The organism is Stenotrophomonas sp. HMSC10F07 (genome assembly GCF_001807895.1).
Taxonomy (GTDB): Bacteria; Pseudomonadota; Gammaproteobacteria; order Xanthomonadales; family Xanthomonadaceae; genus Stenotrophomonas; species Stenotrophomonas sepilia.
Genome location: NZ_KV791441.1, coordinates 42,175 through 57,158, shown reverse-complemented (window position 1 = coordinate 57,158; position 14,984 = coordinate 42,175). Strand labels below are relative to the sequence as shown.

At 67.2% G+C, this 14,984-nt stretch carries 19 protein-coding genes; 9 read left to right on the top strand and 10 right to left on the bottom strand.

The genetic code is table 11. From position 1 onward, the window contains the following. Nucleotides 1-180 precede the first annotated feature (180 nt). Entirely contained in the window at nt 181-1,788 is a 1,608-nt protein-coding gene (locus HMPREF3114_RS16915; RefSeq protein ID WP_070490095.1) for an ATP-binding cassette domain-containing protein, read from the top strand. 186 nt (nt 1,789-1,974) lie between these two features. On the opposite strand, the gene HMPREF3114_RS16910 is transcribed toward HMPREF3114_RS16915, so the two are convergent. Next, nucleotides 1,975-3,300, bottom strand: a complete 1,326-nt coding sequence (locus HMPREF3114_RS16910) for a GTP-binding protein (protein ID WP_053499007.1) — start codon at nt 3,298-3,300, stop codon at nt 1,975-1,977. A 69-nt stretch (nt 3,301-3,369) separates the two neighbouring features. Here HMPREF3114_RS16910 and HMPREF3114_RS16905 point away from each other — a divergent pair, with 69 nt between their 5' ends. Further along, a complete protein-coding gene (locus HMPREF3114_RS16905; RefSeq protein WP_053499005.1) occupies nt 3,370-3,741 on the top strand; it encodes a MerC domain-containing protein in 372 nt (123 codons plus the stop codon). A 76-nt stretch (nt 3,742-3,817) separates the two neighbouring features. Here HMPREF3114_RS16905 and HMPREF3114_RS16900 read toward each other — a convergent pair whose 3' ends face one another. After that, nucleotides 3,818-4,102, bottom strand: a complete 285-nt coding sequence (locus tag HMPREF3114_RS16900; RefSeq protein WP_053499003.1) for a metal-sensing transcriptional repressor — start codon at nt 4,100-4,102, stop codon at nt 3,818-3,820. A 50-nt stretch (nt 4,103-4,152) separates the two neighbouring features. Between HMPREF3114_RS16900 and dmeF the strand changes: the two genes are divergently transcribed. Then, entirely contained in the window at nt 4,153-5,115 is a 963-nt protein-coding gene (dmeF, locus tag HMPREF3114_RS16895; RefSeq protein WP_070490093.1) for a CDF family Co(II)/Ni(II) efflux transporter DmeF, read from the top strand. Nucleotides 5,116-5,201: 86 nt separating this feature from the next. Here dmeF and HMPREF3114_RS16890 read toward each other — a convergent pair whose 3' ends face one another. Beyond that, nucleotides 5,202-5,486, bottom strand: a complete 285-nt coding sequence (locus tag HMPREF3114_RS16890) for a hypothetical protein (protein WP_070490091.1) — start codon at nt 5,484-5,486, stop codon at nt 5,202-5,204. Between the two features lie 91 nt (nt 5,487-5,577). On the opposite strand from HMPREF3114_RS16890, the gene HMPREF3114_RS16885 reads away from it, so the two are divergent. From HMPREF3114_RS16885 to HMPREF3114_RS16875, 3 genes are all read left to right on the top strand, one after another. Beyond that, on the top strand, nt 5,578-5,994 hold the full coding sequence (locus HMPREF3114_RS16885; RefSeq protein ID WP_070490089.1) for a hypothetical protein: 417 nt from the start codon (nt 5,578-5,580) through the stop codon (nt 5,992-5,994). A gap of 69 nt (nt 5,995-6,063) precedes the next feature. Further along, nucleotides 6,064-6,444, top strand: a complete 381-nt coding sequence (locus HMPREF3114_RS16880; protein ID WP_070490103.1) for a hypothetical protein — start codon at nt 6,064-6,066, stop codon at nt 6,442-6,444. A gap of 64 nt (nt 6,445-6,508) precedes the next feature. After that, on the top strand, nt 6,509-7,351 hold the full coding sequence (locus HMPREF3114_RS16875; RefSeq protein WP_070490087.1) for a class I SAM-dependent methyltransferase: 843 nt from the start codon (nt 6,509-6,511) through the stop codon (nt 7,349-7,351). A 3-nt stretch (nt 7,352-7,354) separates the two neighbouring features. On the opposite strand, the gene HMPREF3114_RS16870 is transcribed toward HMPREF3114_RS16875, so the two are convergent. Together HMPREF3114_RS16870 and HMPREF3114_RS16865 are read right to left on the bottom strand one after the other, a co-directional pair. After that, nucleotides 7,355-8,323: a polysaccharide deacetylase family protein gene (locus tag HMPREF3114_RS16870; RefSeq protein ID WP_070490085.1), complete on the bottom strand. Its 969-nt coding sequence runs from the start codon at nt 8,321-8,323 to the stop codon at nt 7,355-7,357. Nucleotides 8,324-8,426: 103 nt separating this feature from the next. Next, nucleotides 8,427-9,086 (bottom strand): hypothetical protein, encoded by a 660-nt coding sequence (locus tag HMPREF3114_RS16865; RefSeq protein WP_171956381.1) that lies wholly within the window; start codon nt 9,084-9,086, stop codon nt 8,427-8,429. 134 nt (nt 9,087-9,220) lie between these two features. On the opposite strand from HMPREF3114_RS16865, the gene HMPREF3114_RS16860 reads away from it, so the two are divergent. Beyond that, nucleotides 9,221-9,901, top strand: coding sequence for a hypothetical protein (locus tag HMPREF3114_RS16860; protein ID WP_070490083.1), 681 nt, complete (start codon nt 9,221-9,223; stop codon nt 9,899-9,901). 110 nt (nt 9,902-10,011) lie between these two features. On the opposite strand, the gene HMPREF3114_RS21235 is transcribed toward HMPREF3114_RS16860, so the two are convergent. Continuing rightward, the gene (locus HMPREF3114_RS21235) at nt 10,012-10,185 is read right to left on the bottom strand and encodes a hypothetical protein (RefSeq protein ID WP_088496194.1); all 174 of its coding nucleotides are present in this window, start codon (nt 10,183-10,185) and stop codon (nt 10,012-10,014) included. 9 nt (nt 10,186-10,194) lie between these two features. Further along, nucleotides 10,195-11,007 carry an alpha/beta fold hydrolase gene (locus HMPREF3114_RS16855; protein WP_070490081.1) on the bottom strand — a complete coding sequence of 271 codons (813 nt, stop codon included), beginning with the start codon at nt 11,005-11,007 and terminating at the stop codon, nt 10,195-10,197. 227 nt (nt 11,008-11,234) lie between these two features. On the opposite strand from HMPREF3114_RS16855, the gene HMPREF3114_RS16850 reads away from it, so the two are divergent. After that, the gene (locus HMPREF3114_RS16850) at nt 11,235-11,714 is read left to right on the top strand and encodes a nuclear transport factor 2 family protein (RefSeq protein ID WP_070490079.1); all 480 of its coding nucleotides are present in this window, start codon (nt 11,235-11,237) and stop codon (nt 11,712-11,714) included. Nucleotides 11,715-11,789: 75 nt separating this feature from the next. Further along, nucleotides 11,790-12,206 carry an XVIPCD domain-containing protein gene (locus tag HMPREF3114_RS16845; protein ID WP_070490077.1) on the top strand — a complete coding sequence of 139 codons (417 nt, stop codon included), beginning with the start codon at nt 11,790-11,792 and terminating at the stop codon, nt 12,204-12,206. Nucleotides 12,207-12,269: 63 nt separating this feature from the next. Here the strand turns inward: HMPREF3114_RS16845 and HMPREF3114_RS21515 are convergent, their stop codons facing one another. The 3 genes from HMPREF3114_RS21515 to HMPREF3114_RS16825 form a co-directional block, all read right to left on the bottom strand. Further along, a complete protein-coding gene (locus HMPREF3114_RS21515; protein WP_070490075.1) occupies nt 12,270-12,692 on the bottom strand; it encodes an XVIPCD domain-containing protein in 423 nt (140 codons plus the stop codon). A gap of 290 nt (nt 12,693-12,982) precedes the next feature. Continuing rightward, entirely contained in the window at nt 12,983-13,558 is a 576-nt protein-coding gene (locus HMPREF3114_RS16830) for a hypothetical protein (protein ID WP_070490073.1), read from the bottom strand. A gap of 143 nt (nt 13,559-13,701) precedes the next feature. Continuing rightward, on the bottom strand, nt 13,702-14,847 hold the full coding sequence (locus HMPREF3114_RS16825; protein WP_070490071.1) for a YncE family protein: 1,146 nt from the start codon (nt 14,845-14,847) through the stop codon (nt 13,702-13,704). Between the last annotated feature and the right edge of the window lie 137 nt (nt 14,848-14,984).

Below are 14,984 nucleotides of genomic sequence, written 5' to 3'. Positions count from 1 at the left end.
TAGAGTCGAGCCATGCTCGGCGGTGCCAACCCGACCATTCAGCCAACCCCGCTATACTGGCCGCTCATTCCTCCCAGAGGCTCGCGACCAATGCGCCATTGATGCCGCCGTCTTCCCAACAGACGGCCTGACTCTTCCCGCCCCTGCGCGCAGGGGAGAACCGGCATCCATGGAGGTCGCATGACCACACATTCCCTCACGCTCGATCGCGTGTCGTATCGGCTGGCCGACGGCCGCCCGCTGTTTTCCGATCTGTCGTTTTCCTTCGATCCGGTCGCCACCGGTCTGGTCGGTGCCAATGGCACCGGCAAGAGCGTGCTCGCACGCCTGCTGGCCGGTCGGGTGCGGCCAGAGAACGGGCAGGTGCGCAGCAGCGGCCGCGTGTTCCTGTTGCCGACGCCCGGCTATCCCCCCGCCGGCACGGTCGGTGAACTGGCCGGCGTCGGCGCGGAACTGGCCGCGCTGCAACGCATCGAAGCCGGCAGCGTGGATGAGGCCGACTTCGCCTGCGTCGGCGACCATTGGGATCTGCGCGAGCGCCTGCAGCAGCAATGGCAGGCGCTCCGCCTGCCCGACGATCTCGATCCCGCCCAACCCGCCGCGCGTCTCAGTGGCGGCCAGGCCATGCAGGTGGCGCTGTCCGGCGCCTGGGCCAGCGGCGCCGATTGGCTGATCCTGGACGAACCCAGCAACCACCTCGATGGCCGCCATCGCCAACAGTTGTACGAACGGTTGCAGCAGTGGCGCGGCGGCCTGCTGGTGATCAGCCATGATCGCGAGCTGCTGGCGCAGATGCAGCAGATCGTCGAGCTCGACGCGCGCGGGCTGCATCGCTATGGCGGGCCGTGGCAGCACTACGCCGACGCGCGGGCCGCCGAACGCGAAGCGGCCGCCGCACAGCTCGACCACGCCCGCGCCCAGCACCGGCAGCAACAGCGCAGCGCGCGCGAGCAGCACGAACGCCAGCAGCAGCGCCAGGCACGTGGCAATCGCGATGCGAAGCAGGCCAACCAGGCACCGATCCTGCTTGGCCGGCAGAAACAGCGTGCAGAGGCCAGCCACGGGCGCGCGCAACAGGTACAGGCCGATCGTCTTCAGGCCAGCGCCGACCAGCTGCGCGCAGCGGCTTCGGCAGTTCACGCCGCGCCGGAGCTGGCGCTGTTCGCCGGTGACGGTGAACGCGGCAACGCACGTCTGCTGCAGGCGGAGTCGCTGGTGCTGCCGCAGGGTTGCAGTGCACCGTTGCAATTGGAGATCCGCCGCGGCCAGCGCATCGCCGTGGTCGGTGACAATGGCAGTGGCAAGTCCACGCTCCTGCGCGTGCTGGCCGGCCAGCTGCCTGCACGCAGCGGCATCGTGCAGCGCCATGCACCACTGGCGCTGCTCGACCAGCAGCTGCTGGGATTGTCCGGCGAACGCAGCATTCTCGACACCGTGCAGGCCGCCAACCCGGTGGCGGATGCGGGTGAACTGCGCACACGGCTGGCCCTGCTCGGGCTGGACGCGCAGCGCATCCAGCGGGCAGCCCATAGCCTCAGTGATGGTGAACGGGTGAAGGGCGCCCTGGCCAGCGTGCTGTATGCCGACCCCGCACCGCAGCTGTTGCTGCTGGACGAGCCCGGCAACGCACTGGACCTGAGCGCACTGCAGGCACTGGAAGAACTGCTGGCGGCGTGGCCGGGTGCCCTGGTGATGGTCAGCCACGACCGGCACCTGCTGCAGGCGTTGCGGCCGACCCACGTGCTGCAGGTGGGCACCGGGGGTTGGCAGTGGCGTGACGGCTTGTAGATCCACGCCAAGCGTGGACCTGCTGCAGCAGCCGAACGTCGGCTCGGCTCTACAGGATTGTCCGCAACGGATCGCACTGTAGAGTCGAGCCATGCTCGACTCCGCCATGCATCCATCCACGCGTGGCCTATCGACCAGGGGTAGTGCCGGCCGCTGGCCGGCAACCCATGGATCCTCAGTGCACCGTCACCGCTTCCACACCGGGAATGCCTGCGGCAGCTGTTGCCACAGCAGCGGCCCCGCACGCAGTTCCTGATCGTTGAGCAGGCACGCGTCCAGCTCCGCACGCACCGCGCGCTCATCCATGTGCACGCCAATCACCACCAGCTCCTGGCGGCGGTCGCCCCACAGCGGGTGCCACAGCCGCTGCATCGCCGAATGCGCGGCCGCATCCGGGAAGTCTTCCAGACCCGGCAACGGAGCGCTCCAGCAGTCGGCCTGCTGCCGCGCCCAGCCCAGGTCGCTGTACGGCAGTGGCGTGGGCGGCAGCAATGGCGCGGTGTCCTCCAGCCCAGCCCGCACGCGATCACGCGCGGCGTACCAGAACCCCGCCGCCTGCGTCCGCGTCGCGGCGCCCACGGTGTTCAGCTCGCCCACCCAGTCCATCCGGTTGGCCAGCCAGAACCAGCCCTTGCTGCGGATCACGCCGGGCATCCCCGACTGCAGCGCGTGGGCGAAACGCGCGGGATGGAACGGTCGCCGCGAGCGGTAGACGAAACTGGCGATGCCGTACTCCTCGGTTTCGGGCGTGTGTTCGCCACGCAGTTCCTTCACCCAACCCGGCGCACGTTGCGCACGCTCGTAATCGAAGCGGCCGGTGTCCAACAGCTCGGCCAGGGGAACATCGCCGAAGCGGGACAGCAGCAGCTTCGCGTCGCGGTTCAGGCCGCGCAACACGGCCAGCGTGTCCTGCAGCACGTCGTCATCCACCTGGTCGACCTTGCTGACCACGATCACGTCGGCGAACTCGACCTGCTCGCACAGCAGGTCGACCACCCCCCGGTCGTCATCCGGCCCGGCCTGCTGGCCGCGCTCGGCCAGGCGCAACGTGGAGCCGAAGTCGGCGAGAAACGCGCTGCCATCCACCACCGTCACCATCGTATCCAGGCGCGCGATGTCGCTCAGGCTGAAGCCCTGCTCGTCACGTACCGCGAACGTGGCCGCCACCGGCATCGGCTCACCGATGCCGGTCGACTCGATCAACAGGTAGTCATAGCGCCCGGCGTCGGCCAGGCGCCGCACTTCCTGCAGCAGGTCATCGCGCAGCGTGCAGCAGATGCAGCCATTGCTGAATTCCACCAGCGTCTCTTCGGTGCGGCGCAGTTCGGCGCCGCCCTCGCGCACCAGCTGCGCATCGATGTTGACCTCGCTCATGTCGTTGACGATGACGGCCACACGCAGGCCCGCGCGGTTGCGCAGGATCTGGTTGAGCAGGGTGGTCTTGCCGGCCCCGAGGAAGCCGGACAGCACGGTGACCGGAAGGCGACGGTCGGCGCGGGAAACAGTGTTCATGTCGGAGCGGGTTGGCTACGGAACGGAAATGTTACTGTATAACACTATCTTCGCAAGGAGCGTCCCCTGATGAAGTCGCCGTCTGCCGCCCTGCTCGATGCCGGCGCGGTCGCGCTGTCCAGCCTGTGCCTGCTGCACTGCCTGGCGCTGCCCCTGCTTGCAGCCGCGCTGCCGCTGTTCGGCAGCTGGGCCGAAGCCGAATGGGTGCACCTGCTGTTCGTGGCCATCGCCTTGCCGCTGACCGGGTATGCACTATGGCGGGCGGAGCGCCGCCATCCGTTGCCGGTGCTGGCCTGGGCCACCGCCGGCGCCGGGCTCGGCCTGCTGCTGGCCGGCGCGCTGGCGTTGCCCTCGCACGACTGGGAAACACCGATGACCGTCACCGGCAGCCTGCTGCTGGCCGCCACGCATATCTGGAACGCGCGGCACCGGCATGGGTAGTGCCGGCCGCTGGCCGGCAACTGCGTGAGCTTCGGACGCAACCTGCAGTTGCCGGCCAGCGGCCGGCAACACCCGCTCATTTGCCGTAGCGGCGCAGCAGCTCGACCAGCACTTCGGCCTCGGCCGCCCGCTGCTGCGGGTCGTCGGCGCCGACCACATGTTCCTGCAGGTGCTCGTGCAGCAGCTCCATCAGCAGGCTGTGGGCGGCGCCGCGCACCGCAGCAACCTGCACCAGCACGTCCGCACAGTCACCTGCTTCACCCTCGGGCTTGTCCAGCGCCTGCTCCAACGCTGCCACCTGGCCGCCGATACGGCGTACCCGGGTCAGCAGCTGCTTTCGATTCCTGTGTACATGGGCCATGGATGGATCGTATACCCTATGGGGGTATCCTTCCACCCTCTGGTCTTCCCATGCATCTGGACGCCCTCGCCGCCGCCCGTCGCCACGAACACCGCTTCGACGACGGCAACCCGCTGGCCGAGCGCAATACCCGCCGCGCTCTGTGGCTCACCGTCAGCATGATGCTGGTGGAAATTATCGGCGGCTGGTGGTTCAACTCCATGGCCGTGCTCGCCGACGGCTGGCACATGAGTTCGCACGCACTCGCGCTGGGCCTGGCAGTGTTCGCCTACCGCTGCGCGCGCCGCTACGCGCACGACCCGCGCTTCGCCTTCGGTACCTGGAAGATCGAGATCCTGGCCGGCTATACCAGCGCCATCGCCCTGCTTGGCGTCGCCGCGCTGATGGCGGTGCAATCGCTGGAGCGGCTGTGGGTACCGGCACCGATCCACTACAACGAAGCCATCGCCATTGCTGCGGTCGGGCTGGGCGTGAACCTGCTGTGCGCCTGGTGGCTGCACGACAGCCCGGGCCACGTGCATCACCACCACGGGCATGACCATGGCCATCACCACGGCCACAACCACAATCACACCCATGCGCACGGTCACGACCTCAACCTGCGCTCGGCGTATGTGCACGTGCTGGCCGACGCCGCCACCTCGGTGCTGGCCATAATCGCCCTGCTCGGCGGCAAGCTGCTGGGCCTGACCTGGCTGGACCCGGTGATGGGCCTGGTCGGCGCCGTGCTGGTCACGGTGTGGGCGATCGGCCTGCTGCGCGACAGCGGCCGCATCCTGCTCGACGCGCAGATGGACGCGCCGGTGGTGGCCGAAGTACGCGAGGTGATCGAACAGGGCCCGTGGCCGGCGCGCCTGGCCGACCTGCACGTCTGGCAGGTGGGTCGCGGCAAGTACGCGGTCAGCGCCAGCGTGGTCACCAGTGACGCCACGCTGGATGCCGATACCGTGCGCAACGCGCTGGCGATCCATGAAGAGCTGGTGCACGTAACGGTGGAGATCCACCGCAGCTGATCCTGCGCGAATGCGGTCGAATCTGTAGAGCCGAGCCATGCTCGGCTGTCGCAGGCCATCAGCCGAGCACGGGCTCGGCTCTACAGTCAGAGCTTCAACATCATCCGCAGCAGGTACATCAGCAGCGGCAGCGCGCTCAGCACCGCACCGCCGATACCGATCCACGGCCAGCGCTCGCCGCGCACGCGCGAGGCCACCGCCAGGCCGCAACCCACCAGCGCCGCACCCAGCACGCCCACGCCCAGCCCTGCGGCCATGCCATTGCCACCCGCAGCGACCGCTGCCTGTGCCGCCACGGTGCCTGCCCCCCACCCCACTGCAATACCCAGCCAACTGGCCACGCCGCACCACGGTGCCTTGCCCTGCGCCATCCGAAAAACCCCTGTGTTCTTGCCGAATTTCTGTACGGGCCACGCCCGCATGCCGCCTACACTAGCCGCACCTGCCCTGTAGGGACATCCCATGCGCACGCTCCGCCTGCTGCTGCCCGGTGCCCTCCTGCTGCTCACTGCCTGCGGCGACGATGCACGGCTTCCCTTCTCCGCCGACCCATTGCAGGGCTGCTTCGCCACCAGCGCGCGCAAACCCGCCGACTTCCGCATCGACAAGGAAGGTGGCCAGTACTTCGTTTCCTTCAGCCGTGGCGAGCAGTGGCAGCGCGAACCCAATGCCCTGCACAAGGCCACGTCCAGCGAGATCAGCCGCTACTTCCGCGACGACGCCGACCAGATCGACAGTGCGCTTATCCGCATGGCCGGCGGCTTCGGCATCTTCCACTTCAACAGGGGCGCGACGCTGAAGGGCAAGGCCAGCGACAGCGACTACATGGCGCTGATGCTGATCGGGGCCGGGCCGGTGTATGCGGTGAAGTGCCCGTAATCCGCAACGATTCTGATAGCTGCCTGGAGCGGAGTGGGAACATCCTGTCTTCTTTGAGGATCGATGCGGATGCTGCTGTTCCTGCTGCTTGCGGCGAGCGCCCTGAAGACCCAGGGCGCCTATGACGAAGTCCGGGAACTGCCCGATGGCCAGATCCTGATAATGCGCACTCTGGATTGGGACCTCGGCGATGGCACGAAGGAGCGCGTTACCGTGCATTGGCTGCTGCAGGAGGACGGCCGCATGCGCTACGACTTCGATCGGCAGCCACCGCAAACCCAGGAGGTCCATCGCCGATCGTGCGCGCGGCAGGGCATGCAGCCGTCGCGTGGCGTCGGCATGATCGCGGGGGAAGGGACCACACACGGTTACAGCTGCACCAGCGCTAGCGTCGGGCCCACGCCCGACTCCTCCCTGCCTGCATCCACGCATGGCGTGGACCTGCTTTGACATCGGCTTGGCTCTACAACAGCTGCGGTACCATGCCCTCCCCCGAACCGCCCCGGTACCCGCCGTGCCCCATTACACCGGCCCCCTGCTGACCCGCGACAGCGCCGACACCCTGCGCCGTGCCCATGACAAGGCCGCCGCCGACTGGCAGGGCTCGCTCGACCTCGGCCGCAGCCAGGACAGCGTGGCGCTGGATGCGGACGGCTTCCACTTCCGGGGCCAGCCCTACCCTTGGCCGGGCAAGCTGAAGGACCGCACGCTGTACTACTGGGATGGCGAGGAATTCGCACCGATCTCGCGCTATAGCGGCTCGCTGATCAAGCTGGTGCCCACCGAATGGGGCGCACCGACCTTCGAGATCGACGGCATCAAGATGCTGCCGACCTCGAAGCTGTCGCCGTTCGAGGATGCACGCCGCAAGGTGGAGCTGGTCGCCCCGGCCGGCAAGGTCATCCTCGATACCTGCGGTGGCCTGGGCTACTTCGCCGCCTGCGCGCTGGAGGCCGGTGTCGGCCAGATCCGTTCATTCGAGAAGAACGCCGATGTGATGTGGCTGCGCACGCTCAACCCGTGGTCGCCGGATCCAGACTCGGCTGCCGCCGGTGGTCGCCTGCAGTTCAGCCACGGTGACGTTTCGCAGCAGATCGAACGGGTGGCCAGCAACAGTGTCGACGCAATCCTGCACGACCCACCGCGCTTCGGCATCGCCGGCGAGCTGTACTCGCAGGTGTTCTACGACCACCTCGCCCGCGTCATCCGCAAGGGCGGTCGCCTGTTCCATTACACCGGCGCGCCGAACAAGCTGACCAGCGGCCGCGACGTGCCGCGTGAAGTGGCCAAACGCCTGGAAAAGGCTGGTTTCAAGGCCGAACTGGCGCTGGACGGCGTGCTGGCCGTCAAGCGCTGAGCCTCACTCCGAATCAACCTTGGCCAGCTTCATCACCCACGCCGGCACCTCCGGTTCGCCGGCGTAGAAGTCCTTCGGCTTGTTCTCCGCCATCGCCCAGCGATGCAGCCAGCTCGGGCCATAGCGGCCGTTGTAGCCTTCCGCACCCCGCGCATACGCCGGGTCACGCATCGCTTCGTCCAGTGAAATGAAGCGATAGCCGCGGCGCTTCGTGGCCGCCACCAGTTCGGCAAGGGTGGCCGCATTGAGCTCGTTGGCGTGCATCAGCCACACCTGCGGCAGCGCGTACCCCAGCAGCGCCTGCGACTGCTTCTCGTAGTAATCCAGCTTGTTCAGCATGTACGGCACGTAGCCCTTGCGCAGCTGCGCCAGCGTCGCGTCGCTCGCCGGCGAATCCGCCTGCTCGTTCATCACGTTGGCATAGGCGAACGCCCACACCCATTCCCCGTTGTCCACCGTCACCGGTGCCACGCGATAGCCCTGCTGCTTGAAGAACGCCTCCATCTGCACGCGCTCATCCGCGGTGCGCCCGGCCCGCAGGTAGGGGTGGCGCATCCACTGTGGCGCCTGCCCCTTCTCGGCCAGCAGCGGCCGCAGCACCGTTTCGCCGCGCAGGAAATCCTTCTGGAACGCCGCCACGCCTTTCGCATTCAGATCCATGTGCGAGTACGTGTGGTTGCCCAGCACATAGCCCGCATCGCGCCAGTCGCGCAGCATCTGCACCCGCGCCGGCTGCACCTGTCCATTCACCTCAAGCTTGTTCTCATTGACGAAGCCCACCACCGGCACGCCGGCCTCGCGCAGCTGGGCCATCAACGCTTCGTGCCGCGCCTGCAGATCCGGCGGCACGATCTGGTCCAGCCGTGCCCATGGCAGATCATCGATGGTCACCGCGATACGACGGTCCACCTCGGCGGCGTGTACGGCCAGCGAACACAGCAACAACGGCAACGCACGCAGCAACAAGCGCATCAGGTCTTCCCTGGAGTGGCGAGGCGTCGACTGTAGCGCGATTGCCGCGCGCCGCCGAGCGTGCGCTCTGCATGTCTCGGATCCGGTCGGCCGCGGAGGCCCGTCAGGCCACTGCCGATCGTGCCGCCCGAACCCGCACGATCGCCCGCCACAGGGAGATGCCCCCCACCATCGTCGCCATCAGCAACGCTACCAGCACCAGCGCCAGGTCGTCCGGATTGCGCATCAGCGTTGCGTTCTCGCGCGCCAGGATGTGGAACACCACGGACTGCGCCTGCACCAGCGGGGTATCGCCTTCCGCCACCAGGTCCATCAGGCATGCCGTGGGTGACAAGCGCGCCACGCTGTTCCATGCGTTCTCGTACAGGTGCAGCGTCCACCCGGCCAAGCACAGTGCGCCGCCATGCAGCAGCAGCAGCGCCACGTTCGCCGTGCGCAGCCCATCGCGCAGCCACAGCGCGCGGCTCGCGCACACCGCCATCGCACCCAGCAGCGCCAGCACGATGCCCGCCAATGGAATCCAGCTCAATGGCTGCCAGTCGTCCAATGCACCGGCGCGCGCCATCACCTGTTCGGCCATCTGCAACCGCGCCTGCTCATCCGGGCCACCGCACGCCGCGGTGATCGGCTCCAGCAGCAGGTCGACGCGGCAATGGAAGAACCCGGAAGCCAGTGCAACGGACAGCAACGCGACCAGCTGCAGCATCAGCAGGATCGGCCCCTGCCCACAGATGCGGCGGATTCGGGAGGTGGCAGCGCTCATCGGTTCATCCATGACAGCAAAGAGCCATCCTAACCAAGCAGTTCGCACGTGTCGGCTGGCGGATGCGACACACACTACGCGGCGCCGTTACGATGGCACGGTTGTTTGAATGCGAATTTTCCTTGGTATTCCCGATGGTGATGCTGTACCTGATCGTACGAACGCTGCTGCGCCTGCTGGCATTCGTGCTCGCGTGGTGGCTGCTCGCGTGCCTGATCGACGCGCGCGCCGCCCGGCTGCCACGCGTCCCGCTGAACCTGCCGGCGCACAGCAGCAGCCCGCGCAGGAAGGATCGGCGCATCTACGCGCGCAAGCTGCGGCGCAAGCCGGGGCTGCGCACGGCGACCCGCGCCGCCGCCGCGCCGCGCAGTTGGCGCTTCGCCGCAGCTGTCCTGTCGATAGGCGTGCTGGCCGCCACTGTGGTCGCCATCCCCGATGGCGCGCGCTTCCAGGTGATGGTGGGCAATGTCATTGGCTACCCGGGAACGATCATCGAGGTGCGGGTTCCCGCAGCAGCACAGCCTGTCGTGCTGCAGGCATGGCGCCCTGTACTGGCACACCTGGGAAGGCCCGTGGCGATGCGCTATCCGATTGCTCGCACCGGCGGCGAGCATGAAGCCCATGCGGTGGTGCCCACCCAGGTCCGTCAGCAGGGCGACCAGCTGCAGGTGGCCATCGCGCTGCCGGTGGACAGCGACGTACTGCGTGCCGAACTGGCGCGACAGGCAGGATTGCCGGTCGAGGCGATCAACGTGCAGAGGCGCGACGTAGCGCCATGGCGGGAGTCGGGCTGGCGGCCACTGCCCGGCCCCTAGCGCCGAGACCATGCTCGGCGGCCCTTTGCCCCTTCCCCGAACGGCACGCGCTGCGCGCGCCAGCCGAGCATCGGCTCGGTGCTACACCACGTCCCCACCCGGCCTGTGAATCACGACCCACGCGGCAGCTTCGCCGCCCACATGTTGTCCACCAGGTTCGGATAGCGCCGCCCGTTCTCCTCCGCCCGCTGCCGCGCCGCGGCCTTCTGCGCATCCGACAGCGGTTGCGACGTCTGCCCCTTGGGCCTGGGCTTTTTCCACGGGGGTGTCTTTGGCTCGCGCATCGCGGCAGCTTACCGCTTCAGGAAGTTCAGCAGCGCCAGATTGAAGCGGTCGGCGTGACTGGTGTTGCAGCCATGTGGCGCGCCTTCCAGGATCACCACTTCGCTGCCCGCAATCGCCTCATGGGTGCGCTGGCCGGAGCCCTCGAACGGCACGATGGCATCGCTGTCACCGTGCAGGACCAGCGTCGGCACCGAGATCTTCTTCAGGTCATCCCGGAAATCGGTCGTAGCAAACGCCTTCATGCAGCCCAGCGCCGCCGCCTGGTCGGATTGATGGCACAGCGCGATCGCCGCCTGGCGCGTGTCTTCGGTCACCATCAACTGGCCGTTGGCGCTGAAGAAGTCGCGGGTGAAGTCATCGAAGAACGCTTCGCGGTCCTTCTCCAATCCGTTGCGCATTTCATCGGCCTTGTCCTGGGTCAGCGGCCCCTGCGGGTTGTCGTCACTACGCAGCAGGAATGGCGGCACAGCGGCCGCGAACACCACACTGTGCACGCGATCCTGGCCATGGTTGGCCACGTAGCGCGCCACCTCGCCGCCGCCCATCGAGAAACCGACCAGAGTGACGTCGTGCAGGTCATGCTCCTCGATCAGCCCCGCCAGGTCCGCCGCCAGCGTGTCGTAGTCATAACCTTCGGCCGGCTTGTCAGAGCGGCCGAAACCACGCCGGTCGTAGCTGATCACCCGATACTGGGCGTCGCGCAGGATCGCCACCTGCGTCCTCCAGGCATCGGCGGACAGCGGCCAGCCGTGGATCAGGATGACCGGGCGGCCATCGCCACCCGTGTCTTCAACGTGCAGGCGGATGCGGGAAGCAGGCATGGGCGCTCCTGTGGAAGGGAAGGAGTGCAGGCTAATGGCCGTCACCTGTGGCGGCTGTGAGGGAATCCCGGCCGCTCATGACATCCCCTGCACAGGCAACGGCCTCAAGGCTGGAACCGGGCCGCCAATATGGGCATTCATTCCGTGGCAGGACCGTTTCGTCGGAAGCCGGCTGCAGTGGCCCAAACGCCATGCGAGCCTGCGTAAACCCTCCCTGGAGCCTCACCATGCTGCCGCTCACCCTACCCTTGCTGGCCGCCGGCCTCGTTGCCACGCCAGCGCCCGCCGACAGCCTGCGCGTGCAGATCCGCCAGGCCGATACCCAGCTCTTCGCTGCGGCCTTCGAGGCCTGCGATGCCGACAAGGCTGCGGCGATGACGACCGACGACATGGAGTTCTTCCATGACAAGGATGGCAAGTCGGCCAGCAGCCGCGAGGACTTCCGCCGCAGCGTGGCCAATATGTGCGACAACGCGCGCAAGGGTGGCTGGCAGCTGCGCCGCGAGCTCGTGGAATCTTCGCTGCAGGTGTTTCCGCTGCACGATGAGCGAGCCCTGGAAATCGGCGACCACCGCTTTTACGAGCGCGGCAAGGACGGCGTGGAACGCTGGACCGGCCAGGCCCGCTTCATCCAGGTCTGGCGCCGCGTGGACGGGCACTGGCTGGCCGAACGGGTGATCAGCTATGACCATCGGCCGGCGGACTGACCTTTCCGGCGCCCTTCACCGGCCGGATCTATACTGGCGGGGTTCACCCCGACCCACCGCTACCGTTCGATCGCCATGGCAGAAATCACCCCCAACCACCCCGACTACGGCCTCAACCAGCAGATCCGTCAGGGCGTGGCCGCACTGGACGCCCAGCATGGCCGTCCGTTCGACCAGACCAGCGAACGCCTGACCGCCAGCCTGACCGTGCTCGCCCGCGAACAGGGCCTGCAGCAGGTCGACCACGTGCTGGTCAGCAACGCCACGGCCCAGCACCCGGCCGGGCACAACATCTTCGTGGTGCAGGGCGACCCGGCCAATCCGGCGCACCTGCGCGCGATGATGCCAACCGCGGTGGCGGCGCAGACGCCGGTGGAGCAGTCGATGCAGAAGTTGGGGTTGGCCCCGCAGCAGCCGGCCGTGGGGTTAGTGCCCGAACAGCAGACCCGTGAGCAGGAGCAGCAGCAGAACCCGGCACACCGTCTGGGCTGAGCCGCCTCCAGTGTTACTGGCGGCCCAGCGCGAGTACATCGGCTCGCCGTGGCGCTTGCTGTGCTAGGCCATGCGCGGACCGGACTGCTCCTGCACCTGGCGCTGCTGCAGCTCATCCTGCGTGCGCACCTGTGCAGACTGCGACAGCTGCTCGGCACGCTCGAACGAAGTTTCTGCCGGTGTCTGCGCAGCCACCGCTGTTGGCATGCTGGCGCGCAGCTGTGCCGGATCGTTGCGCTCGCCCTGCACGATGAAGATGTTCTGCGCTGCGTCAGCCTGCGCGGTGCGATCGCTCAGCAACACATGGTCGACCTGGGTCAGGCCGTTCGCTTTGGCCAGGACGTACAGGCTGGCGCTGATGTTCTCGCTGGTGGCGTCGAAGTCGCGGCCCCGCTCTGCATCAAGCCGGGCCACGCCCTGGTGGATCTGCGAGAGCAGCAGATCGTTACCGTGCCGGGCCAGACGATCACCGCTTCGTTCGCCCATGCCCTCAGCGTGAGCTCGCTGTCCGGAAACGGCGGATCAATGCTGTCCACGCCATGGATGTTGCGCAGCGGTCGGAATCCATCCTTGCCTGCCCCCTTGATGTCCAGGGGAATGCGGACATCCGGAAGAAGCTGCCCAGCAGGACCTCCCAGCGCGTTCACGTCGATACTTCTTTTCCGCTCGATGCCTGCGTGGTTCAAGGCTTCCCAGGTGAAGTCCACGCAGTTGTTGCGCACGTCCTGATAGTGCTTGCTGAAGCCGAATTTCTCCGGGTCCGGTGGTGAGGTTGATTACTTTCCTGATGGTCGGGCGGCGTGTACGCGCAACTGGGCCGAGTAATGCTGCAATTCCGGCGTGGCCTGTACCGTGCGAACCCGAACGCGATAGCGGGTGTCAGGCTCCACTGGCAGAGCAACCAGGCTCAGCGTGTACTGGCCGTCACTGCCCATGTGCGGTGACGTATACCGCCATTCGCTGGATGCATGCCATTCTGGAAGCGGCTCACCTGCATTAAGTACCCCGGCCTGGTAGCTGTCGTAGGTGGGAACATCCTTCCAGGCATCGGCGACCCGTTGCTGCAGGGTCACCTCGAACGGGACCCTCATTGTGCCCACGTCAGGCTCGTCGGGCTTGCGCGCCTCTTGGCGCTGCAATTCCAGCTCCACGGCGTAGGTGCGATGTGGGATGTAATTTCGCGCGCTCATCTCGAACTCGAAACTCACCCCTTGACCTGGCTGATCCACAGCGATCGGCTGCGCCAGATCCAGCGGCTCGGGTGGGACAGGATCACGCCCGGAACAGGCGCCCAGCCCGGTGCTCAACATGATCAACAGGCCGGCGCGCAACCAGCGGTGATTACCCAGCATGATTCAGACCCTTTGGCTCCCTGCCCTAGGGTTCAACCCTAGCGGGTTGGCGCTCGGCACTGCAACCCGGCAAAGAAAAAGGCAGGGTCGGCACCCTGCCTTCTTCATGCGGCACGCTGCCGGGCGAGCCCGGCGTCAGCGCCTTACAGCTGGATGCGCGCCACGCTCTCGTCAGCGCCCTTGTCGTCCTTCTCGCCGTTCTTGATGCTCACGAACAACACGTTGTTCTTCGCATCCAGCGCCAGGCTGTTCGGGTGGGTCGGTACCTTGTAGGTGCCCACCTTCTGGTAGCTGTCACTGTTGTACGCGGTCACCGTACCGGCTTCGCGATTGGTCACGTACAGGCGCTTACGCGGTGCATCCAGCAGGATGCCGAGCGGGCCGGCATCGGTCGGGATGCTGGCCAGTTCCTTGCCGGTGCTGCGGTCGAGCACCAGCACGCGCTGGCCAGGATGCTTGCTGACCAGGCCGCTGCTCTTGGCCTGGTAGCCACGCAGGAATTCCGAGCCCTGGTCGGTCACGAACAGCCGCTTGCCGTCCGGATCCAGCGCGATGTTCATCGGCTGCTCGGCGGCGATCCTGTGCTGCGCCACCACCTTGTTCGAATCGGTGCCCACCACCACCAGGTCGGCCAGCAGGTTGCTGGTGTAGACGCGCTTGTTGGCCGCATCCAGCGCCAGGCCCGGTGCCTTGGCATTGCCCAGGCCGTCGATGGTGTTGATCACCATCAGCGTGGTGGTATCGATCACGAACAGCACGCTGCTCACGTCCGGCTGGCTGCTGTGGCCGGTCACGTACAGGCGGTTGGCCGCGCTGTCGACCACCAGCTCGCGCAGGTCATGGGTGTAGGCGGCCTTGCCGTCCTTGCCGGTCTTCTTCTCCATCAGCTGGAGGGTGCCGACGGCCTTGTTCTGCGCGGTGTCGACCACGGTCACCGACAGGTCCACGGTGTTGCCCACGTACAGGCGGTCGTGGGCGTCATCCAGCACCACGCCAAAGGCCTTGCGCTCCAGCGGGATACGGGTTTCCACGGCCAGCGTGGCCGGGTTCAGGCGCAGCACCTGGGCCGGGCCGGCGTCATCGCCGAAGCCGCCGGACGAGGCCACGAAGACTGCGTTCTGCTTCGGGCTGTAGGCCAGCTCGTACAGGCCCTTGGCCACGGCCTGGCGCTGTACGGCGGCGGTGGCACTGGCGGCGGGTGCGTTGTCGGCGAACGCCGAAGGCGCGCCGAGGCTGAGCGAAACGGCAACGGCCAGGGCGGCCGAGCGGAAGAGAGGAGTACTGAACATGCGAGCGTCCTTGAATGGGCACGGGAAGGTGTCCTGGCTCGCTGGGCCGTACTGCGACGGCCCGCCCCGCATCTGTCTGCGCGGGGTGGGCTGGCTGGGGATGCGGGGGAATGGTAGCAGGTGGGGGGCGTGGCGTG

What these genes read in the sequence shown, in the direction of transcription:
- HMPREF3114_RS16915 (WP_070490095.1), top strand. Translation starts at nt 181, where the DNA reads ATGACCACACATTCCCTCACGCTCGATCGCGTGTCGTATCGGCTGGCC.
- HMPREF3114_RS16910 (WP_053499007.1), bottom strand. Translation starts at nt 3,300, where the DNA reads ATGAACACTGTTTCCCGCGCCGACCGTCGCCTTCCGGTCACCGTGCTG.
- HMPREF3114_RS16905 (WP_053499005.1), top strand. Translation starts at nt 3,370, where the DNA reads ATGAAGTCGCCGTCTGCCGCCCTGCTCGATGCCGGCGCGGTCGCGCTG.
- HMPREF3114_RS16900 (WP_053499003.1), bottom strand. Translation starts at nt 4,102, where the DNA reads ATGGCCCATGTACACAGGAATCGAAAGCAGCTGCTGACCCGGGTACGC.
- dmeF (WP_070490093.1), top strand. Translation starts at nt 4,153, where the DNA reads ATGCATCTGGACGCCCTCGCCGCCGCCCGTCGCCACGAACACCGCTTC.
- HMPREF3114_RS16890 (WP_070490091.1), bottom strand. Translation starts at nt 5,486, where the DNA reads ATGGCGCAGGGCAAGGCACCGTGGTGCGGCGTGGCCAGTTGGCTGGGT.
- HMPREF3114_RS16885 (WP_070490089.1), top strand. Translation starts at nt 5,578, where the DNA reads ATGCGCACGCTCCGCCTGCTGCTGCCCGGTGCCCTCCTGCTGCTCACT.
- HMPREF3114_RS16880 (WP_070490103.1), top strand. Translation starts at nt 6,064, where the DNA reads ATGCTGCTGTTCCTGCTGCTTGCGGCGAGCGCCCTGAAGACCCAGGGC.
- HMPREF3114_RS16870 (WP_070490085.1), bottom strand. Translation starts at nt 8,323, where the DNA reads ATGCGCTTGTTGCTGCGTGCGTTGCCGTTGTTGCTGTGTTCGCTGGCC.
- HMPREF3114_RS16865 (WP_171956381.1), bottom strand. Translation starts at nt 9,086, where the DNA reads ATGAGCGCTGCCACCTCCCGAATCCGCCGCATCTGTGGGCAGGGGCCG.
- HMPREF3114_RS16860 (WP_070490083.1), top strand. Translation starts at nt 9,221, where the DNA reads ATGGTGATGCTGTACCTGATCGTACGAACGCTGCTGCGCCTGCTGGCA.
- HMPREF3114_RS21235 (WP_088496194.1), bottom strand. Translation starts at nt 10,185, where the DNA reads ATGCGCGAGCCAAAGACACCCCCGTGGAAAAAGCCCAGGCCCAAGGGG.
- HMPREF3114_RS16855 (WP_070490081.1), bottom strand. Translation starts at nt 11,007, where the DNA reads ATGCCTGCTTCCCGCATCCGCCTGCACGTTGAAGACACGGGTGGCGAT.
- HMPREF3114_RS16850 (WP_070490079.1), top strand. Translation starts at nt 11,235, where the DNA reads ATGCTGCCGCTCACCCTACCCTTGCTGGCCGCCGGCCTCGTTGCCACG.
- HMPREF3114_RS16845 (WP_070490077.1), top strand. Translation starts at nt 11,790, where the DNA reads ATGGCAGAAATCACCCCCAACCACCCCGACTACGGCCTCAACCAGCAG.
- HMPREF3114_RS21515 (WP_070490075.1), bottom strand. Translation starts at nt 12,692, where the DNA reads ATGGGCGAACGAAGCGGTGATCGTCTGGCCCGGCACGGTAACGATCTG.
- HMPREF3114_RS16830 (WP_070490073.1), bottom strand. Translation starts at nt 13,558, where the DNA reads ATGCTGGGTAATCACCGCTGGTTGCGCGCCGGCCTGTTGATCATGTTG.
- HMPREF3114_RS16825 (WP_070490071.1), bottom strand. Translation starts at nt 14,847, where the DNA reads ATGTTCAGTACTCCTCTCTTCCGCTCGGCCGCCCTGGCCGTTGCCGTT.